Source organism: Mesorhizobium sp. AD1-1, assembly GCF_020164655.1.
Taxonomy (GTDB): domain Bacteria; phylum Pseudomonadota; class Alphaproteobacteria; order Rhizobiales; family Rhizobiaceae; genus Mesorhizobium; species Mesorhizobium ciceri.
This window is the reverse complement of record NZ_JAIUGP010000015.1, coordinates 35,216-58,893: the sequence shown is the minus strand read 5'-3', so window position 1 is coordinate 58,893 and position 23,678 is coordinate 35,216. Positions and strand designations below refer to the sequence as shown.

The 23,678-nt window shown below is 63.2% G+C and carries 18 protein-coding genes and 1 pseudogene; 2 read left to right on the top strand and 17 right to left on the bottom strand.

Annotated elements, in window-relative coordinates; genetic code table 11:
- The 10 genes from tssK to tssA are packed head-to-tail and all read right to left on the bottom strand — an operon-like array spanning position 1 to position 10,698.
- Positions 1-1,335, bottom strand: coding sequence for a type VI secretion system baseplate subunit TssK (tssK, locus tag LB519_RS24580; protein ID WP_224621382.1), 1,335 nt, complete (start codon positions 1,333-1,335; stop codon positions 1-3).
- A 39-nt stretch (positions 1,336-1,374) separates the two neighbouring features.
- On the bottom strand, positions 1,375-1,827 hold the full coding sequence (tssJ, locus tag LB519_RS24575; RefSeq protein ID WP_224621381.1) for a type VI secretion system lipoprotein TssJ: 453 nt from the start codon (positions 1,825-1,827) through the stop codon (positions 1,375-1,377).
- A 3-nt stretch (positions 1,828-1,830) separates the two neighbouring features.
- Entirely contained in the window at positions 1,831-3,303 is a 1,473-nt protein-coding gene (tagH, locus tag LB519_RS24570; RefSeq protein ID WP_224621380.1) for a type VI secretion system-associated FHA domain protein TagH, read from the bottom strand.
- Positions 3,300-4,385 (bottom strand): type VI secretion system baseplate subunit TssG, encoded by a 1,086-nt coding sequence (gene tssG / locus LB519_RS24565; protein WP_224621379.1) that lies wholly within the window; start codon positions 4,383-4,385, stop codon positions 3,300-3,302. Before tssG ends, tagH begins: the two co-directional genes overlap by 4 nt.
- Positions 4,349-6,223: a type VI secretion system baseplate subunit TssF gene (gene tssF, locus LB519_RS24560; protein ID WP_224621378.1), complete on the bottom strand. Its 1,875-nt coding sequence runs from the start codon at positions 6,221-6,223 to the stop codon at positions 4,349-4,351. The genes tssG and tssF overlap by 37 nt, the downstream gene beginning before the upstream one ends.
- Before the next feature lies 1 nt (position 6,224).
- The gene (gene tssE, locus LB519_RS24555; RefSeq protein WP_224621463.1) at positions 6,225-6,980 is read right to left on the bottom strand and encodes a type VI secretion system baseplate subunit TssE; all 756 of its coding nucleotides are present in this window, start codon (positions 6,978-6,980) and stop codon (positions 6,225-6,227) included.
- The gene (locus LB519_RS24550) at positions 6,967-7,422 is read right to left on the bottom strand and encodes an Hcp family type VI secretion system effector (RefSeq protein WP_023767750.1); all 456 of its coding nucleotides are present in this window, start codon (positions 7,420-7,422) and stop codon (positions 6,967-6,969) included. Before LB519_RS24550 ends, tssE begins: the two co-directional genes overlap by 14 nt.
- Positions 7,423-7,470: 48 nt before the next feature.
- A complete protein-coding gene (gene tssC, locus LB519_RS24545; protein WP_224621377.1) occupies positions 7,471-8,976 on the bottom strand; it encodes a type VI secretion system contractile sheath large subunit in 1,506 nt (501 codons plus the stop codon).
- 3 nt (positions 8,977-8,979) lie between these two features.
- Positions 8,980-9,519, bottom strand: coding sequence for a type VI secretion system contractile sheath small subunit (gene tssB / locus LB519_RS24540; RefSeq protein WP_224621376.1), 540 nt, complete (start codon positions 9,517-9,519; stop codon positions 8,980-8,982).
- Positions 9,520-9,525: 6 nt separating this feature from the next.
- On the bottom strand, positions 9,526-10,698 hold the full coding sequence (gene tssA / locus LB519_RS24535; protein WP_224621375.1) for a type VI secretion system protein TssA: 1,173 nt from the start codon (positions 10,696-10,698) through the stop codon (positions 9,526-9,528).
- A gap of 321 nt (positions 10,699-11,019) precedes the next feature.
- On the opposite strand from tssA, the gene tssH reads away from it, so the two are divergent.
- Complete coding sequence (tssH, locus tag LB519_RS24530; protein ID WP_224621374.1) at positions 11,020-13,845, top strand: type VI secretion system ATPase TssH; 2,826 nt, start codon at positions 11,020-11,022, stop codon at positions 13,843-13,845.
- Between the two features lie 730 nt (positions 13,846-14,575).
- Here tssH and lhgO read toward each other — a convergent pair.
- The gene (gene lhgO, locus LB519_RS24525; RefSeq protein ID WP_198032110.1) at positions 14,576-15,766 is read right to left on the bottom strand and encodes an L-2-hydroxyglutarate oxidase; all 1,191 of its coding nucleotides are present in this window, start codon (positions 15,764-15,766) and stop codon (positions 14,576-14,578) included.
- A gap of 26 nt (positions 15,767-15,792) precedes the next feature.
- Positions 15,793-16,479, bottom strand: coding sequence for an ABC transporter ATP-binding protein (locus LB519_RS24520; RefSeq protein WP_064994603.1), 687 nt, complete (start codon positions 16,477-16,479; stop codon positions 15,793-15,795).
- Positions 16,480-16,560: 81 nt separating this feature from the next.
- Between LB519_RS24520 and LB519_RS24515 the strand changes: the two are divergent.
- Positions 16,561-17,906 (top strand): annotated as a pseudogene (locus tag LB519_RS24515) (NAD(P)/FAD-dependent oxidoreductase).
- A gap of 56 nt (positions 17,907-17,962) precedes the next feature.
- On the opposite strand, the gene LB519_RS24510 reads toward LB519_RS24515, so the two are convergent.
- The 5 genes from LB519_RS24510 to LB519_RS24490 form a co-directional block, all read right to left on the bottom strand.
- A complete protein-coding gene (locus LB519_RS24510) occupies positions 17,963-19,231 on the bottom strand; it encodes a D-tagatose-bisphosphate aldolase, class II, non-catalytic subunit (protein ID WP_224621373.1) in 1,269 nt (422 codons plus the stop codon).
- Positions 19,231-20,217, bottom strand: a complete 987-nt coding sequence (locus LB519_RS24505; RefSeq protein ID WP_064994606.1) for a sugar kinase — start codon at positions 20,215-20,217, stop codon at positions 19,231-19,233. Before LB519_RS24505 ends, LB519_RS24510 begins: the two co-directional genes overlap by 1 nt.
- Positions 20,218-20,254: 37 nt before the next feature.
- The gene (locus tag LB519_RS24500) at positions 20,255-21,472 is read right to left on the bottom strand and encodes an ROK family transcriptional regulator (RefSeq protein WP_063172821.1); all 1,218 of its coding nucleotides are present in this window, start codon (positions 21,470-21,472) and stop codon (positions 20,255-20,257) included.
- 171 nt (positions 21,473-21,643) lie between these two features.
- The gene (locus LB519_RS24495; protein ID WP_013530261.1) at positions 21,644-22,657 is read right to left on the bottom strand and encodes a substrate-binding domain-containing protein; all 1,014 of its coding nucleotides are present in this window, start codon (positions 22,655-22,657) and stop codon (positions 21,644-21,646) included.
- A gap of 44 nt (positions 22,658-22,701) precedes the next feature.
- Positions 22,702-23,670 (bottom strand): ABC transporter permease, encoded by a 969-nt coding sequence (locus LB519_RS24490; protein ID WP_063172820.1) that lies wholly within the window; start codon positions 23,668-23,670, stop codon positions 22,702-22,704.
- Positions 23,671-23,678: the final 8 nt, after the last annotated feature.

The window sequence follows — 23,678 nt, the reverse complement described above, 5'->3', positions numbered from 1 at the left end:
TCACCTGTTCACCGAGTAGCAGTCCACCTGCGGCTCGCTTGGCAACACGCCCGAAACGCCGATGACGAAGCCGGGGGCATCGAGCAACGATGCCCAGTGCTCGCTTTTCTGGTCCAGCTCGAGGCAGAGCCGATCGCCGTCGTAAGGGATTTCGCGCGGCTGGGAATGCAGCGGTTTCAATGGAATGCCGGGCAAGCGCGATTTCCACAGGCCCTCGAACTGATCGGCCGAGCCGACAGTCGCCTGATTAACGAAAATCTTGCGCAGCGCGTCTTCCGACAGCTCCGAACCAACCCGGATGACGATGCGGCTGGCCACCAGCAGCTTCGGATTGTCGATGCGGATTTTCCAAACATTGGTCGAATGCCGCATGACCGGCAGCGCCCGCGATTTCGGCTCGATGTAGCGCAGGCTGAGGATGAGCGAGCGCAGCGCATCCGCCAGCGCCATGTAGGCTGGGCCTGGCGCCATGTGGTCGTAAGCCGGCAACTCACCCAGCCGCCGCGCGCTTGATCCGTAGGTCGCCATCGACCCGGCGAGCCCGGCAAGTTCCAGGTAGAGCTCGGCCGGATGGAAGACATCCTGCGCCAGCATGTGGGCCAGCCGTGGCCGCGCCGCATTGGCGAGGTTGAGCATCAGCAGGTCTTCGACGCTGCGGCCCGGTCCGCCCATCACCATCTTGCCATGCGCCTCGGCGATCTGCTCGAGGCCCGTGACGACTTCCTGCAGTAATTGCCGGTACCAGGCCACTGCGCCGGTCACCAGGGTCGGCGGCAGGAAGGTCTCGTCCAGCGAGACGCCGCCATCGGCTCGAATCCCCTTGAGGTCGGCGATCGGCAAGGCGGTGTAGCCGCCGACCGACCTTCCGGGTCCGAGCAGCAGCGCCTGCGGACGGGCGATTTCGATTTCTTCAGGGTCCGAACCGCCCTGGACGGAGTCACGGACGGAGACGATCCGCCCATGATAGCGTGCTCCCGAGGTGGCAGCGTGTGCCGGATCGAAGCCGACACCGCCGGCCGGCTCGAGCGGCAAGGCGACCAGCACCGGTCCGGCGCCCGTGTCCGGGGTGACCGGCAGTGGTCGCGGCGCGTCCATCATGTCTGGTATGGAGAAGGGTGTCCCGTCCGGAAAGATGCCCTGTGCGGACAGGATCGAGATCTGGCCGGCCTCCACCAATGCCTGATCCAACGTCAATTGCTGAAAGCCGAACGTGTGCAACTGCCCGGCCTGCAAAGCGCCGCGCACCGTCGCCTCGAAAAAGCGATCCTGCTGTTGGAAATGCTGGGTCCGCAGAAACAGACCTTCGGACCACAGCACTCTGTTTGCATCGCTCATGCCGCTACTCTCTGCATCGAGCTCCCCTTGCCCTGGCCGCTAGGCGGAAATGCCGCCGCTGCCAAGCGAGACATTGATCGTGAATTTTGATCCCGCCGACACGGACTTGGTCGTGCGCCAGTTCCTGCCGGTCGGCTCACGGATCAGCGCAACGAAGCCCAGCGCCGCCGCGTCCGGCTCGACGGTGATGGTCTTCGACGCGGATTTTCCCGGCCCGACGGCGATCTGGTCGGATCCGATGAGATCGCCTGCCAGCGCCGAGCCGGCATCGCCCTGCAGGGCAAAGTAGTCGGCGGAATTGAATTTGCCGGTGCTTCGCAGCCGCATCACGAGAACTGTCACCGGCCGGTCGCCGCCGCCTGGTCCCGGGTTCATGCCGGCCCCGCCGGACACGTTGACGGTGATCACCGAAGGTTTCGGCGGACCGCTCTGGCAAGCCGCAAGCAGACCAGTCGCGCCCAGGGTAACAACGAATTGACGTCGATCAATCATGTCTCACTCCTCCTCATATGCATCCCGAAAATCAGCGCCGATTTCGCCAAGGAAGCTTTTCTCGGCGCTCTCGGCGATTTCATGATGGCGTTTCCGGTAAAGCTCCCACAGCTTGGCGCTGCGCCCGCCTGCAAGCAGGTTGCCGAGCGCCGAATTCGACTTCAGCTCCTGCTCGATCGCAGCCGGCTCAAAACGGTCGACCATACGTCGCAAAGCGGCCTGCACGCCGCGCCAGGCGCGCACGTGATGCTGCGCGAGATCGCGAACCGCGTCGGCGATGGCCGCTTCGCCGGCGAGAAATCCGGGGCTGCGCTCGGCGATGAGCGTGACGATGGCATCGTCGATCGTCGGCAGGAATTTGAGCGGATTGACTTCGGAAGCCCCGACCATGGTCTGGGCGACGCGAGCATTGCCCTTTTCCTCGGCCCGCTTGCGCAGAAGCTGCATCAGGCCTTCCATCATCAGCCGGTATTCGCGGCCGAACTTCTCCATTTCCGCGACGCTGTCGCGCCCCGGGAAATCGGCTTCCTCGACACCCATGCCGCGCAGGAACGCGGAGCGAAGCGCCATGTCCCCCAGTTGCGCCGCTGCCGGCACGCGAGCCGGTCTGGCAGCAGCACCAGTGGGCGCTGGAGGCGGGGCATCAGCCGCTTGCACACGCAGATCCCAGGGCTTGGCGGATTGCGGTCGTGGGGTAATGCGCTCACGCTGTCCGTTCGAGCCGACGCCGTTTGCCGCACTTGGAGCGGCCGCTGGTCCGAAACCAAGGTCATCATTGAATTCGGACGGCTTTCCGGCGGCGGGTTCAGTTGGGCGGTTAAGAGAAGGCACCGGGTCGAGGCTGAACGGATCCGCGAAGCTTGGCGCAGTGCCGGTTTCGGGATGAGGATCAACGCCCGTCGACCCAGGCGTCGAAACCGGATCGAGGCTGAACGGGTCATCGAAAGCAGGCGAGCTGCGCTGGCTGGGGGCGGCACGCTCGAACGCGCCCGCAACCGGCTGCTCGAACGGGTTCGGCAGGTCGGCCGGCCGTGGCCGTCGCGGCTCTTCCTCGACCTTGGCGGAAAAGAAGTCGTCATTGCCGATGCTCAGCGGCGCCCACGATGCCGGCGGCAAGCGTTCCGCAACCGGCTGACTGGCGGCAGGTGCCTGGGCGGTTGGCGCCTGCAGGTCGACATGGACGACATAGTCGCCAAGCCTCAGCCGCATGCCGCTTTGAAGGCGCGTCGACTGGCCGGCACCGAGCGGGCTGTCGGAGTCGTTTATGTACAGCCCGCTGCTCGACGTGTCGGTGACGAAATAGCCGTCTCGCCCGCCCGTGATCCTGCAATGGGCGCGGGAAACGAACATGTCGGGATCGTTGATCTGCCAGCCTGCGTCGGCGCTGCGGCCGATCACCAGCTCGCCTTCGTCCAGCCGGGTCTGCCGTACCGCCTGGGTGCGTGGCCCTTGCTCCAGCGTCAGCAGCAGGCTCATGCCGCGCCCCCCGCCATTTCCGGCCGCCATCCGACAATTGTCCGCAGCCGCAGATCGTCAGCATCGCCCCTTTCGGCGGGCCGCGCAAGCCAGGCGGTCCGGCCGAGCTGGACCGTTCCGATACGCGGCGGCGGTACGGCTTCACACGCCAGCACGATGCGCAGGTCGACGTCGAGCGTCTCCCCGACCATATCTCGGACCGCCTGTTTGAACAGTTTGAGGCGCGAGCCTCCCGGCAAGAACGCCTTGAACTCCTCGAAGCCGAGCGGGCCGACACGCAGCTCGATCCTGCTTTGGCGGTTGAAAACGCGCGGGCCGATCGTCGCCCCCCGGCCGAGCACTGCAAAGGCTTTGGCGAGGCGAGTCTGCAGCCCGGTCGGAATGGTTATCCAGGCGGCGATGAATTCCTTGATTTGAACCGGCACCCTGAACGCTTCCGCCAGGAACTGTGTCAGCCGTTCCGGGCCGTCGACCTGGCTGGCGAGTGAAGCGGCTTGGCGGAGCTTGACGGTGTCGAGATCAGGGTTCTGGGTGCCGGGAAGCCCGATCCCCGCCATCGCTTCAAGCATGGCGCGGACGCGGCCGCCGACCGCGCGCTCGACCTGGACCGCCGGATGCGCATCCGCCCAGGCCCGGTAGTAGAGGGCGATCATGCGGTGCTGAAGGATGTTGACGAAGTCCACGAAGGTCGTGTCGCTGGTCTGCTGTGCGTCGGCGCCGGCGAACCAGCGCTGCGACAGCCGGTCGAGCACCCAGCGCGTCAGATGCAGCGGCATCGGGCCCTCAGGGCCCAACAGACCGAGATTTGCAACCGTGACCCGGGCCGGCGCCTTGTCGCTGGCTTCGCGGAATTGAACCAGATCCCGTGCGGAGAAGGCGAGGCGCACATGCTGGCCAAGCCTTGCCGGCTCGCGGCCGGGGCGTCCGGAATGGCCGAACAGACCGCTCCGCTGTTCGAGACGGCGCAGCAGTTCGAAAAAGTCGAACGCTTCCGACAGAGCTTCGGCCCGGTCCGGACCACGCTTGTCTAGATCAGGTGTCTTGTCTAGATCAGGTAGCGATTGCCGGGCGTCATCGGCCATGGCACATCCTCCTGCTTCTGCAGCAGCCGCGTGCGGGTTCGCACGAAGCCGTTTATTCCGGCATGACGGGCAAACAGCCGCGCCAGCAAGGCCGAAAGCAGCAAGGTGCTTTGCCCCGCCAGCACCGACTGATCGACATGCAACGTCACTTCAGTGCCGCGCCCGAAGCACATCGGCCCGTCAATCTGCAGTCGCTCGATCACCGACCGCGAGTCGATACGCACGATCGAATGCACGTTGCGGGCAAGGCTCGGATCGCCCCGGTCGGCATAAAGATCGAGCAGCGCATGCAGCGGATCGACGCCGCGGCCGTCCTTGGCGAGGCTCAAGAAATTGAGCGCCAGCTGCGCCACCAGCCGCCAGGCGAGATCGTCGGCCCGGGATTCGCCGTCGGCCCCGCTGGGCAGTGCCGCGGGGATGGCCGGCTGCGGCGGACGCAAGGCGCCGAGCAGCCGGACGGATTCGACCGGGTCGCCGGCCTCGAGCGTCAAGGTCGGATTGTCATCGAGGATCGGCAGGTCACGGTTGGTGCAAAGCGCCATGATATCGAGACGCTTCAACGGCCGGTTCGCAGGACTCCCGAGCGGCCGGGATACGGCCAGGAAAACGTCGTCCCCAGTGTATGAGGTGCGGGTCAGGCCATCGCGCCGTTCATCCTCGGTTGCCCGGCGTGGGCGCCGTTCCGTCGAATAGACCCAGCCACTGCCGCGGTTCTGCCCGAGGCTGAACAGCTCCGGTATCTCGGCGTCACTGCCCTCACTGTCGGCATCCTCTACGCGCAGGACACGATAGATCTCGAAGTCGCGCGCCCGCGTGCGGTCGGCGTGCACTACCTGTCGCGTCTTGCGCTGATCGAGCTCGACGACATTGCACTCACGTTCGAAGAGATTGATGATCGGCGTCGCGAAAAGCGCGAAATCCGCCGGCGTCAGGTCGGCGAGTTCGGGCACCGGGCGGCGGAACAGGAAGATGATCTCCAGTCCGGCCTCGCATTTGCGCACCACCGGCTGCAGCCCCAGGACCCGCGCATAGTGAAAACGCTCCGGCATGACGAAATATTCGCGCAGCAGGCGGTAGCCTTCGAATGTCGGGCGGGTGCGCGGCATCAAGGCCTCGTCGTCGCTGATGCCGACCATTTCGGGTGCCGGCAGGGGCGACAGCCGGTTGGTCTTGCCTTCCGGTCGTGCGCCGACGGCCACACAAGCGCCGAAAATCGCGTCGAACAGCAGCGGTGCCTTGGTGCGTCCGGCAAAATAGAGGTCGAGCTGGTCGAGCGCCAATTCGTCAAGCTTGCCTTTCCCGGTCCGCGTCAGCGCGAGGCGCAGCGCCGCCTCGCCGCCGGTACCGTCGATCGGTCCTATGCCGGCCGCCGCTAGCGCGCTGCGATCCTGAAAATAGCTGACCGAAGTGATCGCTATCGGCCACAAGGTTATGTCCTGTGCGGTCGAGAAAATGCAGCGCGTCGACAGGCCGGGCTGCAGGCTGGAGACCAGCCGCGTGTTGCGCTTGACGATGTGGCCGGCCGGCATGATCTGCACCTGCTGACCGGGTTTCAGCACGGCCATCGCCGTTGCGGGCGCCGGCGTGACCAGATCGGGATAGAGGACGTCGAGCACGCTGCGCGAAAATCGCGAGCGCTCGGCGTCGACTTTCAGCCGGGTGCGCGCGGCGAGGAAGGCGACGCCGTCCAGCAGCCGTTCGACATAAGGATCGGGGCAGGGGACCGTATCGAGGGAGAGGTTGCGCGCCACCGCCGGATGCATGTCGGCGAATTCCGCCGCAAGACCGCGGATATGGGTCAGTTCCTCCTCATAATATTCGACGAAAACCCGATCCATCTCAGGCGTCCCTAATTTCGGTCCGCGCCAAGCCGTTGTCGAGATTGATCGTGGTGCGCAGGCGCATGCGTTCCGGTGTGGGCGTCATAATCAGCACGGCATCGATCTCGATCTTCAGCCCCACGGTCTTGTCGCCCAGGGTAACGCTAACCTTCGTCGCGCTTTCCTTGAGCCGGGGCTCGAAGGTGGCGAGCACCGAGCGGATTTCGCGCGCCAGCACGTCGCGGTCAAAGTCGCGGGACGACCGGCCCGAGAAGGACGGCACGCCGTAATTGACCACGCTTCGGCGGACCTCCGGAAAATCGGCGAGCGACGGTGGATTGTCCGCCATCTGCTCGTTTTCCAGATCGGAAAGCAGCGGCGTGGCCTCGAAGCGCTCGGTGTTGAACAAAGCCTCGATGTCGCGCCGCACCGCTTCCCTGAGCACCCGGGCCGATACCACCACGCCACGGCTTTCGATCTCGACGCGGTGCTGGGTTTGAAAGGCCAGGCGATGCAGACGCCGTTTCTGATCGGGCGTCAACTCCGCATCGGCGTCGATGGTCCGTGCACTGCCGGCAACGAGCGTTTCGAGACGGTCCGCGCCGAGCTCGTCCAGCAGGACATGGCGCAGCCCGTCTATCTCGGAGGTCAGGCCCGGCAGGTCATTGACGAGGCGATCCCATAGCGACGGCTGGACAGCCTCGCTTTTTGCCCGCAAGCCGCCGGCTATTTGCTGCTTGCCCGCGCCGGGCCGCCGAACCTCACTTGCCGACATAGACATCCATTTCGGCTTCATCATTGCCGTCATAGACGAATTTGATCTTCTTGTAGGCGAAGCTGACCTCTTCCTGGATCAGATCGGCCTCATCCTCGGCCTGCGACATGTCGTATTCCATGATCGAGGCGTCGGTCAGCGTGACGACCAGGTAATCCTTGGTCTCGCCATCGATGGTCCGGCGAGCCGAGAACACCACTTCATCCAGGGCCTTGTTCTCGAACAAAGCCTTTTTCAGGTAGGGCGAGGATTTGTCGTAGTGTTTGATGAACTTGATCATGCCCATGGAGACGCGGCCACGGCGTGACAGCGAATTCGGGTCATAGGGTGCGACCATCTTGTAGTCGACGCCATGGATTTCGATCTCGTCATCGTGGCCGTCGCGGGTGCTGGGCCCTTTGATATCGGGAACCTTCAGAAAACCATCAATCTTGACTGGCATTGTCTTTCTCCACCGCTTTCAAACAAAACAAGGTCTGGTTGCTGCAAATCAGGTCTTCACGGACGGCAGTTCTGACACCAGCCGCAGCGAGGCGTTGATCCCTTCCAATTGGTAATGCGGGCGCAGGTAGAAGCGAGCGTTGTAGTAGCCCGGCCGGCCTTCCACGCTGTCGACCTGGACTTCGGCCGCAGCAAGCGGGCGCTTGGCGCGCGCCTTGTCGTCAGCGAAGGCCGGGTTGGCTAGCACGTAGCGGTTGATCCACTCGGTCAGCCAGATCTGCATGTCGGAGCGTTCCTTAAACGAGCCGACCTTGTCGCGCGCAATGGCCTTGAGGTAGTGCGCGAAGCGCGACACCGGGAAGAGATAGGGCAGGTTGGCGCTCAGCCTTTCGTTCGATTGCGCGTCGGGGTCGACCAGCCGGCCTGCGCGCGTTTCGTCGTCCTGCAGCGAATGGGCGCCGATGAAGGCCGCCAGATCGGTATTCTTCCGGTGCAGGATCGGCATCAGACCAAGCTTGGCCAGTTCGGCCTCGCGCCGATCGTCGATGGCCACTTCGGTCGGGCATTTCATCGCGATCGAGCCATCATCGGTCGGGAAGCTGTGCACCGGCAAATTGAGCACGGTGCCACCATTCTCGACGCCGCGGATCTGCGTGCCCCAGCCGAACAGCTTGTGGCTGCGGTTGATGTTGACGCCCATCGGGAAGGCGGCATTCATCCAGACATATTTGTTGTGATCGCCCTCCACCTCTTCCTCAAAGGTGAAGCCCTTCACCGGAACAGTGTCGGTGCCATAGGGCAGCCGCGCCAGGACACGCGGCATGGTCAGGCCGATATAGCGGGCGTCCTCGCTCTCGCGCAGCGACTGCCACGAGGCATAAGCCGGGTTGGAGACGATCTGCTGCAGGTCTTGCGGGTTGGGCAATTCCTGCCAGCTGTCCATGCGGAACAGGCGCGGCGAGGCGGCTGCAATAAACGGCGTGTGCGCTGAGGCGCAGATACCGGAGATGTTGCGCAGCAGGCCGACATCGCGCGGATGGTTGGAGAATTCGTAGGCGCCGATCACACAGCCGATTGGCTCGCCGCCCAGCATCGAATACTCATCCGTATAGACTTTCTTGAAGATCGGGCTCTGGTCCCACATCTGGCCTTCATAGTCTTCGAGCGTGTCGGCCAACTGCTCCTTGGAGATGTTCATCACCCGAATCTTTAGCTTCTGATCCGTCTCGGTGTTGTTTACGAGGTACCAGAGGCCGCGCCATGTGCCTTCCATCTCACGCACTTCCGGCGCGTGCAGGATCTCGTTGACCTGTGTCGTCAGCATCTTGTCGATGCCCGCGATCAGCGACTTGATTGACTTGATCGCATTGGATGAGATGCTCGTGGTATCGGAACGCGATTGCGCCGCGAGCGCGAGATTGCGCACGAGTTGCTGCAGCTTCTCGCTGTCGTCCTTCTTGATCTTGAAATCCTTCTCGAGGAGCCCGCTGAATTCGTCGAGGTTAATGGCTTCGGCCTCGGCGGCGACGGCGGCGGTCTTTTGCTGTTCGGCCATGGTTTACTCCCCTGCCTTATCGTCGTCTGCCAGTGCCTGGCTGGCTATCTTGCCAAGCAGCGGCTCGTTGTTCAGAAGCTGCGCGATGCGTTTTTCGGCGTCGACGCGGCCGTCCATGAAGCCGAGCAGTTCCTCGAGCTGGCGGCGCATCTTGAGGATCTCGGCCAGTTGCGGCACCTGCTCGGCGACCTTGTCGGGAGCGAAATCGCCCATCTTGGTGAAGGTCAGATCGAGCCCCAGTTCCTCGTCGCGCTCCTGGCCTTCGGCTTGCGGCAGCGTGTTCTTCACCCGGGCTTTGACCCGCGGCCCGAGCGCCTCCATGAATTTGGGGAAGCGGTTGGCGTCGGTCTCGACGAAGGATCGGTCCAGCACCGATTTTGACGCTTCCTTGGTTTGGGAAGCGCCGGAAAGGTCGGCCATCACGGCCATGACAAACGGCAATTCGATCGTCGTCGGGCTACCGTAAGTTTCCACGTCGTAGGCGATCTGCACCCGCGGCGCGCGATTTCGTTCGATGACCTTCGCTTTGCTTTCGGCTGGCATGTGCTGTTACCTTTCATCCTTCTGAGCCGCCTTCTTGACATCGGGAACGCCGGCAAGGAGCCGGAATTCCTTCAGCCCAGACGGGGCGAGATCTTCCATCAGTTCAACGAAATCCATGTGCACCATGCGGCGCACACGCCGCGCCAGATGCGGTATAGGGCTGGAGGGTTCGGTGCGGTCATAGAAGGCGACGACCAGGTCGAGGCACTTCACCACGTCGTCGCGCGAGGAGATCCGGTCGGGAAGCCCTGTGCTCGAGTCCGTGTAACTTGCCGCACTTGCCATAGTCTCGGCTCCATGACCGTTTCGAGCAGACATTGCCGGTTCTGCCGGAATGGGCGGCTTGGCCGCGCCATTCGCCACCGGACCCGCTGCCGAATTCCGTTCGAGGGTCGTCAATAAACGCTGCAGAAACCGCTTTAAGTCCGGAACCGGAGCGCTGCCGCCTTCGAGCCGGGCGTTGAGGGCGGTTTCGACCGCATCAAGGGCTGCGATCGCCGCCCGGGCGTCGGCGACGAGCGAGATCATCTCCGCACCGGCCTGCTCAATCTGGGCAGCACATCCGGCGCGTACCCGGTTCAACAATTGTCCGTGCGCACTGACCAGCGCGGCCTTTTCCGCCGTGTTCAAGCCCGAGGCGGCTTCCTGGAGCATGAGACGGTCATCGAGCGCGCTTTGTTCCAGGTCGCGTCCGCTGATCGACCCGATCGAGCGTGGCGTAAAGAACACCATCTGGCGCAGGTTCGCCAACAACCCGTCCTGGCCATTCTGCAGGTCGAGCAGCGCGTTGATACGGCGTAAAGCGGCATCGCGGGGCGAAGCGTTTGGCCGCAGTGCCGGATGCAGGGTTTCCCAATGCTGATCGAAGGTCTGGGCGATGAGCGTCAGACCGTGCGCGAGCCCGGCCAGGCCGCCTTCATTGGCTAGCGCACGTGTGACTATGACGAGCAGTCGCAGGTCCCGGCCATGCGCGCGTAAGTCCGCCGCCTTTGCTAGCACCGCGGACCAGTCGACCGGAATCGTGCTTTGCGACGTGGGCTTGTTATTGCCGTCGTGGACGACCTTGACCTCGGGCTCGGTCAGGCGCTCTAGCTCATGAAAAGCCGGGTCGTTGCGCAAATCCTCCCCTGACGGATTTTCACCGTCGAGCGGAGTAAGCCAGAGTGCGACATCAATCACACCAACCCCCAGCGACCGGCCCTCGAACCGTACGTGACCTAACGTTATCACACCGTTGCACTTTACCACAATTCGACGACTGCTTAAAAATTAACAGAAGCTAAATGCCGCCGCCTGTTGAGCGTGATTGCCGAACCCTGAAGGTGAAATGGATTGCATGGAAACCGGCGATTCCGTGGGTATTTGCGGCCGGTGGTGCGAGACTTTGCACAAACGGAGGTAGCGGCTGAGCCGCGTCTCGAGGCCCCGTCCATCACACGTTTTGTCAAGCGACGGCTTATGTGGCAGTTTATCGGCTGGCAGATCGCAGGAGCACGTTCGATGGAACAGCGCCGGTCATCGCAGACCTTCAAACGCAAGGAGTTGGTCGGCAAGCTCAGTCCTGTGGGTGTCCGCGCCTTCAAGGCTGCTGCCGACAGTGCCAAACTGCGCGGCAATCCTTACGTCGAGCTCGTACACTTCATCGAGCAACTGGTACTTTCCGACCGTTCGGATGTGCAGATGATCATCTCCGATGCCAACGTGGATGCGAGCAGGCTTACGGCCGATATGCCCCGCGCTGTCGACAAGCTGCCTTATGGCGCCACATCGATCGAGGAGTTCTCCGACCATATCTTTCACGCCATTCAGGAAGCCTGGAACCTCGCGACATTGGAGTTCGGCGTCGAAGAAGTCCGCAGCGGCCATATCATCCTTGCCTGCCTCAAGACACCGGTTCTGGAGGGCCTGCTGTCCAAGATCAGCGGCGAGTTCGACAAGATCGACGCCGACGCGGTCATCGCGCGGTTCGCCGATGTTGTGGAGGGCTCACTCGAAGCCGGTGCCGCTCGGGCCGCTCCCGCCACCGAGACGCCGATAAAACGCGGCCCAGGCGCGGATTCGGCGCTGGCGAAATACGCCACCGACCTTACCCAACGCGCCCGCGACGGCAAGATCGATCCGGTCGTCGGCCGCGATCCGGAGATCCGGCAAATCGTCGATATCTTGATGCGACGCCGGCAGAACAACCCGATCCTGACCGGTGAGGCCGGGGTTGGCAAAACCGCGGTCGTCGAGGGCTTTGCCTTGCGTATTGCCGCGGACGACGTGCCGCCCACACTGCAAGGCGTCAGTGTACGCATGCTCGATGTCGGATTGATGCAGGCGGGAGCAAGCGTGAAGGGCGAGTTCGAAAAGCGGCTGAAGGCCGTCATCGATGAGGTACAGTCTTCTGAAACGCCGGTCATCTTGTTCATCGATGAGGCCCACACCTTGATCGGCGCAGGCGGCGCTGCTGGAACCGGCGACGCGGCCAATCTCTTGAAGCCTGCGTTGGCGCGCGGCGAACTGCGTACGATCGCGGCAACGACCTGGGCCGAATACAAGCAGCACATCGAGAAAGACCCAGCCCTGACCCGCCGTTTCCAGGTGGTCAAGATCGACGAGCCTTCGGAGGCGGTGGCCGTTCTCATGTTGCGTGGCGTCGCCGGCGTTCTGGAGCAGCACCACAAGGTGCAGATACTGGATGAGGCGATCGAGGGGGCGGTCGGCTTGTCGCATCGCTACATCCCGGCGCGGCAACTGCCTGACAAGGCGGTGAGCCTTCTCGACACCGCTTGCGCCCGTGTCGCCATATCGCAGCACGCCACGCCGGCCGAGGTCGAGGACATCATACGTCGCCGCCAGGCGCTGGAGGTCGAGCGCGGCATCATCGGCCGCGAGGCCGCGATCGGCATTGAGGTGACCGATCGGCACGCGCGCGTCGAGACCGGGCTTGCCGAAAGCGAGGTCACTCTGGCCGCGGCGCAGCAGCGTTGGGATCGTGAAAAGGCGCTGGTTGGCGAGATCCTCGAATTGCGCGCCAGGCTGCGCGGCGAGGGCGTGCCGCTTGATGCGGCGACGGCCGCAGAGGCCGATACCGATACGGCAGTGGCGGACGCAGAAAAGACCAAGGTACCCAAGGCTGAGCCACCCGAGGCTGAGCCACCCAAGACTGAGCCCAAGGCCGAAACGACGAAGGCCGAGGCCGCTAAAGCCAAGGTCGAGGTGCCGGTGGTTGCCGATCCTGCGCCGTCAGATCCGGCGGCCGACCTTGCGCGGCTGCGCGAACTCATGGCTGAGCTTGCCGCCGCTCAGGGCGAGACACCGCTGATCCTGCCGTCCGTCGATCGTAATGCGGTGGCGGCCGTGGTCCAGGACTGGACTGGTATCCCGACGGGACGGATGCTGACCAGCCAGACCGAAAAGGCGCTCAAGCTCGCCACCACGCTTTCGGAGCGGGTCGTCGGCCAGGATCACGCCATGGAGATGATCGCCAAACGCGTGCAGACCAGCCGCGCCGGGCTCGGCGCGCCCGAAAAGCCGGTCGGCATCTTCCTGCTCTGCGGCCCCTCGGGCGTCGGCAAGACAGAGACCGCACTGGCGCTGGCCGAGACGCTCTATGGCGGCGAGCAGAACCTGATCGCGATCAATATGTCCGAGTTCCAGGAGGCGCATACCGTCTCGACGCTCAAAGGCGCGCCGCCCGGCTATGTCGGTTACGGCAAGGGCGGCATCCTGACCGAGGCCGTGCGCAGAAAACCCTATTCGGTGATCCTGCTCGACGAGGTCGAGAAGGCGCATCCCGACGTGCACGAAATCTTCTTCCAGGTTTTCGACAAGGGGATGATGGATGACAGCGAGGGCCGGCGGATCGATTTCAAGAACACGTTGATCCTGCTCACCTCGAATGTCGGCTCCGAAGTCATCATGGATCGGACAAGGAATGGCACACTGCGGGCCGGGCTTGACGACCTGGACATCGCCTTGCGCAGTCCGCTGTTGAAAGTCTTCCCTGCGGCCTTCCTCGGCCGGGTGGTGACCATTCCTTATTACCCGCTCTCGGATTCGATGATCGAATCGATCACCCGTCACCAGTTCGCCAAGATCGCTCGCCGGCTGCGCGCAACCAACGATGCCGAATTGGTGATCGGCGATGGTGTCATGGATCTGGTCAAGGCCCGTTGCACCGAGATCGAATCCGGCGGGCGGATGATCGATGCAATCCTGACAAACACGCTCTTGCCGGAATTGAGCCGCGGCGTGCTGAACCGCTCGCTCGAGGGCGAAAAAATGACCAAGGTAACCGTCGGTGCCTCCAAGGAGGGCTTCACCTATTCCTTCGAGTAAGGAATGTTGATGACGAGTTGTTTCGGCTTCTTCGTGCATAGGCAAGTGGAGTCGGCTGGCCGGGAGCGGCCGATGGGGTGAGTTCGTATGACGCAATCGGTTAGAAGAATGACCGTATTCTTACCTGCCACGACACCTAATCTGCGCGTGGCTTTGGTCAAACGCGCTGCGGCCGCTGTGGGCGAAGGCATCCAGGGGTCGCGGAGAAGGTGCTACATATTGTGATACCTATTGTGATACAAATCGGACGTTGGAGCAGTAAAAAACATTATAAAACAACTGCTTGATGCTGGGATAGATCCCAGCCAAGGGTACCATAAATAGCGACATAATTTCAAAGACTTAAAGGCTTCTGGTTAGCTAGGCTGGCTTGGGTGTCGGTGCGTCCTATGGACGTGTACCATTCTGGTGCCATAGGGAGGCCGTCCAGCTATGACGGTCAACAAAATGGCGGTTAGCCCGGAGCGAACCCTGCCAATGACGTCAGCCGTCGTTTCGCCTGAGATCTTTGCGCAGCCAAAAAAGCCGTCGTCCACACGGAACCTTTGCTTGCGGAAACCGCAGGCCAAGTTGCTACCCTCTCGCCGGGAGCGGCATTGCTGGCCTGGTGGTGCGCCGATCTGGTTCCGACGCAAAAGCTGCGTTGGCCGCGGCCGGTGCCCTAATTCCCTTCTTGGCCAAGACAGATACTCCAGCGTTCAGTTGGGCTCCAGTGCGTACCGCCTCATTTTCAGCAGCCCTGTATGAGGCGATCTCGAATCATCTCTGCAATCGGGATCGCCGAGGTGGCGGCGGGGGAAGGCGCGTTGCAGACGTGCAGCATGCGGTCCGTTTGTGCGAACAGGAAATCATGGATGAGGGCACCGTCCTTGCGCACGGCTTGCGCGCGGATGCCTGCTTCGTGCGGGAGCAGGTCGGCGAGCTCGAGGCTCGGACAGTATTTCCGGCACTCCTCCAGATAGCCTGGCTTCCAGAGCGAGTTGCGGAGTTCCGTTACCGCAGATCCGCGGTTGGCGAACACGGTTTTCCAGAAGCCGGGAAACAGCGCGTAGTCGGCCATGTCCGAAACGTTGAACGAAAGCCGTGGATAGCCTTCGCGGGCAAAACCGATAACGGCATTCGGCCCGACCGTGACGCTGCCGTCGATCATCCGCGTCAGGTGCACGCCAAGGAAGGGCAGGGCTGGATCCGGGACGGGATAGATCAGATGGCGGACAATGTCGTTCTTCGATGCGGGAAGGCGATAGTATTCGCCGCGGAAGGGAACGATGCGATGCTCGATCGAAAGCCCGGCGAGCACGGCCAGCCGGTCCGATTGGAGACCGCCGCAGACCACCAGTTTTTTCGCCTGCCAGTTTTCGCCGGCCGACGCGATATCGACGGAATCGATGACTTCGCGAATGCCGGTGACGCGCGTCGACAGGCGGATCTCGCCGCCAAGCGCCCTGATGCGCCGCCCCATGGCTTGGCAGACATCGGCATAGCTGACGATGCCGGTCGAGGCCACGAAAAGCGCGCCGAGACCGCGGATGTTCGGTTCCCGCTCCTTCAATTCCCCCTCGCTGACGCGCCGGACTTCGATCGTGTTCTGCTTCGAGCGTTCGTGGAGCGCCTCCATGCGCTGCACTTCGAGTGCGGAGGTGGCGACGAGCAGTTTGCCGCAGACATCAAAGCGGATGCCGTTCTCCTGGCAGAAGGCCTTGGTGGCATCCGCGCCCTTGCGGCAGAGCTCGGCCTTCAGGCTGCCTGGCGGATAGTAGATGCCGGCATGGATGACACCACTGTTGTGGCCGGTCTGGTGCTTGCCGAGAGCCTCCTCTTTCTCCAACAGGATCAGGCTGCAGCCGGGATATGTTTCCAGCAGCCGCATGGCCGTCGCCAGGCCGACGATGCCGCCGCCGATGACGCAGTAGTCGAAAATCATTGTTGTAGTCCTTGCCTGCCCGATTATGCGTGCGCCGTCTGACGATCGCCATAGCCGAAATAGGCCTTTTCCAGCGCATGCCCGTCGGCAAGCTCGCTTGCCGAACCCTCCAGCGCGTTATGGCCGTTGCGCGGCACGTAGACGCGGGAAGCGAGGTCGAGAATGCGAGCGGTGGACCGTTCGACGACGAGCAGGGTCAGCCCGCTGGCGTTAAGCTGGCGGAGGCTTTCGTAGACCTGGTCGATCACCAGCGGCGCAAGGCCAAGCGACGGTTCATCGATCATCATCAGCGACGGGCGCTGCAGGATGGCGCGGGCGATGGCAAGCTGCTGCTGCTCGCCGCCGGAAAGGTGGCCGGCAACGCCGCGGTAGCGGGTCCTGAGGATCGGAAGATTCCCAGAACCCGTTCCCAGATCGGCGGCCGCTTCGGCCTTGTCCTTGCGGATCATGCCGCCGAGCAGCAGGTTTTCCCGCACCGTCAGTGTCCGGAAGATACTGCGGCCTTCCGGCACCGGTGCCAGGCCCTTCCGGCATAGCTTTTCCGGCGCCTGGCCGGCGATCGACTCGCTGTTGAAGGCAAGCGTGCCCCCGGTCGGCGCCATGGCCCGGAAATTGATTTCAGAAGCGTGGATTTGCCGGCGCCGCGATCTGGCCTCGTCGTTCCCGGCAAGCAGCAGCTGACGATCAATCTCCTCGCGTGGTATCGACATCTCACGGCGGCCAGATATCGCTGCCCTGATATCAAGTGCGTAGACCGGACGCCGCTGCGGAATGCCAAAGGATAGTGCTCTTTGACAATCTTCCCCTTCACTGAAGCCACCCCGATCCAGTTCCAGCAGCCCCTGCCGAGGACCTCGGACGTCGTGATCATCGGCGGCGGGGTCATTGGCGTGACCACGGCACTGTTCCTGGCGCGGCGGAACGTCTCGGTGACGCTGCTGGAAAAGGGACGCATCGCCGCCGAGCAATCCTCGCGCAACTGGGGCTGGATCCGGCAGCAGGGCCGCGATGCCGACGAACTGCCGATCGTCATCGAAGCGCAGCGCCTCTGGCGGCAACTGGCACAGGAATGTGGCGAGGACATAGGACTGAAGCAGACGGGCGTTACCTATCTTGCGCGAACAGACAAGGAGATGGCCGGTTTCGCGAAATTCCTGAAGATCGCCCAGGCTCATGGCGTCGACACGCGTCTCCTCGACCAGGGTGAGCTGGCAAGCCTGATCCCGGCCATGTCGCGACTGTTCAAAGGCGCAATGATCACTCCATCGGACATGCGGGCAGAACCTTGGGTCGCCGTGCCCGCGCTTGCTCGCCTGGCGGCCCGCGAAGGCGCGACGATCATCGAGAATTGCGCGGCACGTATGCTCGACATCTCCGCGGGACGCATCAGTGGCGTCTGGACCGAGAAAGGGCTCATCGCGGCCTCGAGCGTCCTCGTCGCCAGCGGCGCGTGGACGTCGCTGTTCCTGCGCGCCCACGGCATCTCGATTCCGCAGCTCAGCGTCAGGGCGACCGTCGCTGCGACAGCGCCGATGGCGGAAATCCACGCCGGTGCCGCCGCGGACGAACGCATCGCTTTCCGGCGCAGGCAGGATGGCGGGTACACGCTCGCATCGGGAGGCAGCAGCCAACTCTACATAGGGCCGGACGCATTTGCCATGCAGGCAAATATGTCAGCGCCCTGATGGCCAATCCGTTCGGCACACGCTACCTGCCGGCCGCGCCGCGAGGCTACCCGGACGGCTGGTCGACCCCGCGCAGATGGAACGCGGATGAAGAAAGCCCTTTCGAACGGATGCGCGTCCTCAATCCAGCTCCCGAGACGTCGGCGCTCCGCGCCATCGACGGCGGGTTCAGGGAGCTTTTCCCTCAGTTCACGACCGTACCGCTCAAGGCGAGCTGGGCGGGCATGATCGATGCGATGCCTGATGTCGTGCCCATCGTCGATCGCGCCGCTGCGTTCCCAGGCCTCGTTGTCGCGACCGGGATGAGCGGCCACGGCTTCGGCATAGGACCCGGAATGGGCCGCATCCTGTCCGATTTGATCCACGGCAACGAGACCGGGCACAATCTCCACAGGTTCCGTCAATCCCGTTTCAGCGACGGCAGCCCGATCCGATTGGGACCATCGCTGTAAGTATTTCTGCCGCCCGCCAGCCCATCCGCTCTGGCCTTGAAGAACCGGACGAGGGCTCAGGTGCCGCATGCCCGGGCGTAGATCTCGATGCTTCGCTGGACGTGATCGATCGCGATCTCCTCGACGTCGCAGCCGCGGGCGGCCCAAGCGAGCGCCGAAGGCAGGTGCTGGAGAAACAGCGTCACCGGCACCTTGCGGCCCTTCAACGCGTCGAAGAGCCGGTCGCAGGCGGCACGGGCTTGCGGGGTCGCCCAATAATATCGGATGCGATCGGAATAGGAGTAGTGGCGCAGCGTCCGCTTGTCGGCATCGCTGCCATGATAGTGGCTTGCCCAGTTCTTGGGCGCGGCTTGCATCAGCTCTTCCATGGCCTGATAAAGCGGCCGCTGGCCATAGAAAGGCACCAGATCGGAAGCGATCAGGTCGAGCGCGTACAGCGCCTCGCGCAGTTTGAAGGTCAGCTCGGGGCCGACCTTGAGGATGGCGAAGCCATCTTCGACGAGTTCACGCAGCGGCCTCTCGCCCTGATAGTCCGTCGAATGCGCTTCGAAAATGAGCGACGGCAATGTGTTCAGAGTTGCCGCCAGATCGCTGGCCTTGGTCCGATCGTAAAAAATCACATTCTGGTTGCCGAACTCCACGCCCGGCTGCACGACAAGCCCGATGACGCGGGAAAACGCGCTTTCAAGCCCGGCGGCCTGGAATGCTTTGGCGTGAATGGCATGTGTCTGGCGAGCCGCCTCCGGACTGGTCGGGGTGATCGCATCCAAAGCGTGATCGGCGCCACCGGGAGGCGGCACCTCCGTCCCGATGATGTAGACCGGGCTTGCCCCGCCGCTCTGCGCGGCCGCCTGTTCCGCGACGCCCGCCATTCTGGCTGCGCGCTCGGCCACCGTATGGTCGTCTAGCGTCGCCGGTTCACCCGCGCAGCCCATCGATGCATCGAGATGGATCTTGCGGAAGCCGGCGCGGACATAAGCATCGACCATTGTCCCGGCCTGCGCCATCGCCTCCTCGGCGGACCGGTCTTTCCAGGGATTGGGACCGAGATGATCCCCGCCAAGCACGATCAGCTCTGTCGGGCACTGCTCGACTGCCGCGAGCGCTTTCACCATCGCCGCGAAATCGGACGGCGTCATGCCCGTATAGCCGCCCAGATGATTGACCTGGTTGCACGTCGCTTCGATCAGGACGGTGGTGCCCGTGTCCCGGCCGTGCCGCAGTGCGGCTTTCAGCACCAGGGGGTGTGCCGAACACACCGAGGTCACCCCGATTTTCTTGCCTTCCCTGTGCAGGGCCGGCACATCTTCGATCGCCACACGCATCAGCTTCTTCTCGCCGTTCTTGCCATGAAATCTTTCAGTTCGGCCCGCGTGCCGGCTCCCTCCATGGGACCGAGGCGTGTGACGTTGCGCGCCCCTGCCGCATTGGCGAATTCGAGCGAAGTCCGCAGCGGCATCCCCAACCGCCGGCATGCGACATAGGCTCCGCCGAAACAGTCGCCGGCGCCGGTGGGGTCCGTTTCCTCGACGATGAGGCCGGGACAATCGGCACTGGCGCCCGTGCTTTGACGGGCTGACGCGCCATGTTCGCCACGCTTCACGGCGATCTCCTTGACCCCTCGTTTGAACAGCGCCTCGATTGCGCGTTCCTCGCCATCCATGCCGGCGGCCAGGAACAATTCGTTGCCCGACGGCAGCAGCAGGTCCGCTTTGTCCACCAGGCTCGCGAATTTCTCCTCGGTCTGGCCGTGCGCCAGCAATTCCTTGCGCAGGTTCGGATCGAGCGACATGGTGCCGCCGCGTGCCTTGATCAGCGGGATCGCGCGTTCGGTGATCGCCCAGGCTGCGGGGCTTGCGAACACCGTTCCCATGACGTGGATATGCCCGCAACGTGCGATCAGCGCCTCGACCTGCGGGGTCCATTCCAGTCGAGCGGCGGCGGATTTGGCGATGTTGTAGACGAAATCGCGGCTTCCGTCCGTGCGGTAGCGGACAAAGGCGCTGCCCGTCGGATAATCCGCGGAAACAGCGATGGCGGAAGTGTCTACGCCGTCTCGCTTCAGGCGCTCCATGTTGACCGCGCCGAAATCGTCGTCGCCCACCACGCCCACCATTGCCGCCGCTCCGCCCATACGCGCGCATTGATCGATGAAGATGGCGGGCGCGCCGCTCGGAAAGGGGCCAATGAGGTCGATCGGTTCCCGGAAACCGGTGCCTGTCTGCCTCGCGACGATCTCTACCAGGATTTCTCCAATCGTCACGGTTGGCCCGAGCGAGTCCGGTGCAAGCGTTTGGGGGAGGTCGTTCATCAAGCGTCCGATCCTGGGTGTGGTGTCGTTTGCGGTTTCACGACGCCGAGGCGTCTGGACCGGAAACCGCGTCCTTGTTGAGCATCTGGTTGTCGAGCGACATGAAGCGCTGATGCATCATGCAAGCGGCTCCGAAGGCAGCTCCATAGATGGCGCTCTCGTTGAAAACGATCTCGGGGATAGGAAAGGTCGCGGCCTGGAGCTCGCGGATATGCGCGTCGACCCGTGCGGCGACCAATGGATACAATTCCGCGACGGACCCGCCCAGCACGATGCGGTTCGGGTCGATCAGCCGCGAGATCTGCACGACTGCAAATGCGAACAAGACAGCCCATTCTTCGGCGAGCTGCACCGCTTGAGGAACACGATCGCGGACGTCACGCAGGAACAAGTCCAAGTCGGCGTCCGGCCTGTACTGGCGATAGGATGACAGGATGCGGTCGCGCCCGAAGGCCTGCTCCAGATTCCGGTATGTCGGGTTCCGTGTCTTGAGGTGGCCGACTTCTCCGGCCAGGCCATTGCCGCCGCGGAACAACTTGCCATCGATCACAATTCCGCCACCGACGCCGTTCTCGATGACCATGAAGAAGGTGACGCCGCTCGCCGCTTCCGGCTGGCTGTATGTGATGCCGATGCCGAATGCGTTGCCGTCATTTTCCGCGGATACCGGAATCTCGGCCGGAAGAAGGCTGCGGGCAAGGCCTGTGAGATCGACATTGCGCCACCCCAGGATCGGTGCGACGTGGATGAAACCGTCCTGGTTCATTTGTCCGGGCACCGCGATGCCGATGCCCTGACATCGCGCCAGGCTATCCTTCCGCATCTCGAGAAACACCTGTTCGATCGCCATGTGGACCGCGGCCTCCGGATCGCTGTCATGTCCTTCGAAGCGCGTCATGGCGCTGCGAACGATCTTGCCCGCGAGATCGATCTCGACGCATGTCATATGTTCGACACCGATCTCTATGCCGGCGAAGAAAACGGCTTCAGGCACGATTTCCACGAGGATACCCGGTCTTCCGGCCCTGGGCTGGCCCGCCGGATTCGCGATATCGTTCTCCGCCACTTCGCGAACGAGTCCGGCCTCGACCAACTCCAGGACGATATTGCCGGCGGACGAGCGGTTGACCCCCATATGCCTGGCGAGATCGGCCCGGCTCAAAGGGCCGAAGCGGTGGAGCGCGTTCAGCGTCGCTACCGAATTGCTCTGGCGGATCCTGCGAGGCGAGCTGCTGGCGAAGGTTACATGGTTCATGGCGGACTCCGCATGTTCGTTCCCAGCCTATACTTCACCCGAGCTTGTTTTTCCTCCGGCAACGCAAAGTCCTCAAAAGAATGAACCGCCTGATGTCGGAAGCAAGCAATTCCCGTTGCGCCGGACGCGAAGGAGAATGCCGCGAGCGAGCGGCATCCTCCTGTTGGAGCGTCAATTGCCGACAAGCACCTTGTCGACATTCTCGGAGGTCACCGCCAGCCACGGCACGTAGTAATGCTGGTCCTTGCCGTCGTTCCAGGCGAGCTTGCCGCCGTTTACGTCCCAGACAGCCGCGCGCGGCTTGTAGCTGTCGCCGACGATCTTGTGCAGCGCGAGGTCGATCGCCCCTTGCGCCTGTCCGTTGGCATCCTGGAGGATGGACATCGACTGTTCGCCACGCTTGACGGCTTCAAGCGCGTCCTTGATGCCGTCCACGCCGGCGACCGGAACCGTCTTGGGATCCAGGCCGTGGTTGCGGATGCCCTCGATGGCGCCGACGGCCATCTCGTCGTTTTCGGCCAGGACGCCCTGGATCGCATCGCCATGCGAGGTCAGGAAATTCTCCATCAGCGTGATGGCCTCGGCGCGTGACCAGTTGGCGGTGTTCTGCTCCAGGATGGTCACTCCGGGATTTTCCTTCAGCACCTTCTGGATCCCTTCAAGCCGCTGTACCTGGGCCGACTGGCCCAGCATCCCTTCCAGGATCACGACCTTGGCCTGTGGGCCGGCCTTGTCGATCACCGCCTTGGCCAGCATTTCGCCGGCCTCGACATCGTTGGAATTGATGTAGGCGTCGTAGAGTGCGGTGTTGGAAACCATCGTGTTGGAGCCGAACACCGGGATGCCGGCTGCCTTCGCGCGCTCGATCGGTTCATTGCCGGCGTCGATGTCGACCGGGATGAAGATGATCGCGTCATATTTTTCGGTGATGGCTGTGTCGAACAAGTTCGACTGCGTCAGCACGTCCTGGCGACCGTCGAGAACTGTCAGCGTGGCGGTACCGTCCGCAAGCGCGGGGTGCGCCTTGGCGGCATCGGCCCACAGAACATTGTACTCGGTGTTGAGGCTCTGGACGATCGCCGCGATCTTCAACGTCTTGGCGTCGGCCGAACTCCCCCCGAACACCATGCCTGCAAGGGCAAGGCCGGCCGCTGCTCCCATCAGGAAGCGTCTTGTCGTTTTCATGTGCATTTCCTCCATGTTGCGTGCGGCCGCGCCGCTTGCGCCTGTTACTCTCTCCCGGCTCGGGAGCGGTCGATCAGCACCGCGAGGACGATGATCGAACCCTTGATGATCTGCTGGTAGTATGAGGACACCCCCATCAGATCGAGACCGTTGCTGATCATGCCGATGATCAGCACGCCCACCAGCGTATAGCCGATGCGGCCGATACCTCCGGTGAGGCTTGTTCCGCCGATGACCACCGCCGCGATGGCATCGAGTTCGTAGCCGATGCCCGCCTGTGGCAGGGCGGACGTGGTGCGGGCCGTCAGCATGACACCCGCGAGACCGGCCAGCGCGCCCATGATGACGTAAACCGAAAAGATGATGCCGGTGGTGTTGATGCCGCTCGTCTTTGCACTGCGCGGGTTTCCGCCCACCGCATAGACCCGTCTTCCGTAAATGGAGTAGCGCAGGACGATCGCCGCGACAGCGAAGACGACGGCGAAAATGATCACCGGTACCGGTATGCCGAGCACGAGACCCTGGCCGAGCCAGCGGAATTCGAGGCTGAGATTGGGAATCGGGCGGCCGCCGCTGTAAAGCAGCGTCGCGCCGCGCGCCACGCTCAGCATTCCGAGCGTGGCGACGAAGGCCGGCACCTTGAAGTAGGCGATCAGCCCGCCATTGACGGCGCCGCAAAGCGCGCCCACGGCGACGCCGGCCGCGACTGCTAGGAGCGGATTGAACGCATCCGCGCCGGTGACCAGGCTGGCCGCCACGGCGCCGGCCAGCGCCAGGAGCGAACCGATGGAGAGATCGATGCCGGCCGTCAGGATCACGAAGGTCATGCCGACAGCCAGCACACCGTTCATGGAGACCTGCCGCAGAACGTTCAGCAGATTGTTGGTGGACAGGAAGTTCGGCGACGCCAGCGACAACATGACGAACAGCAGGATAAACGAGATGACGATGCCATAACGGGCGATGAACTTTCCCAGGCTCATGCCGCTCATGCTTTGACTGGCGGATACCATTGGATTCT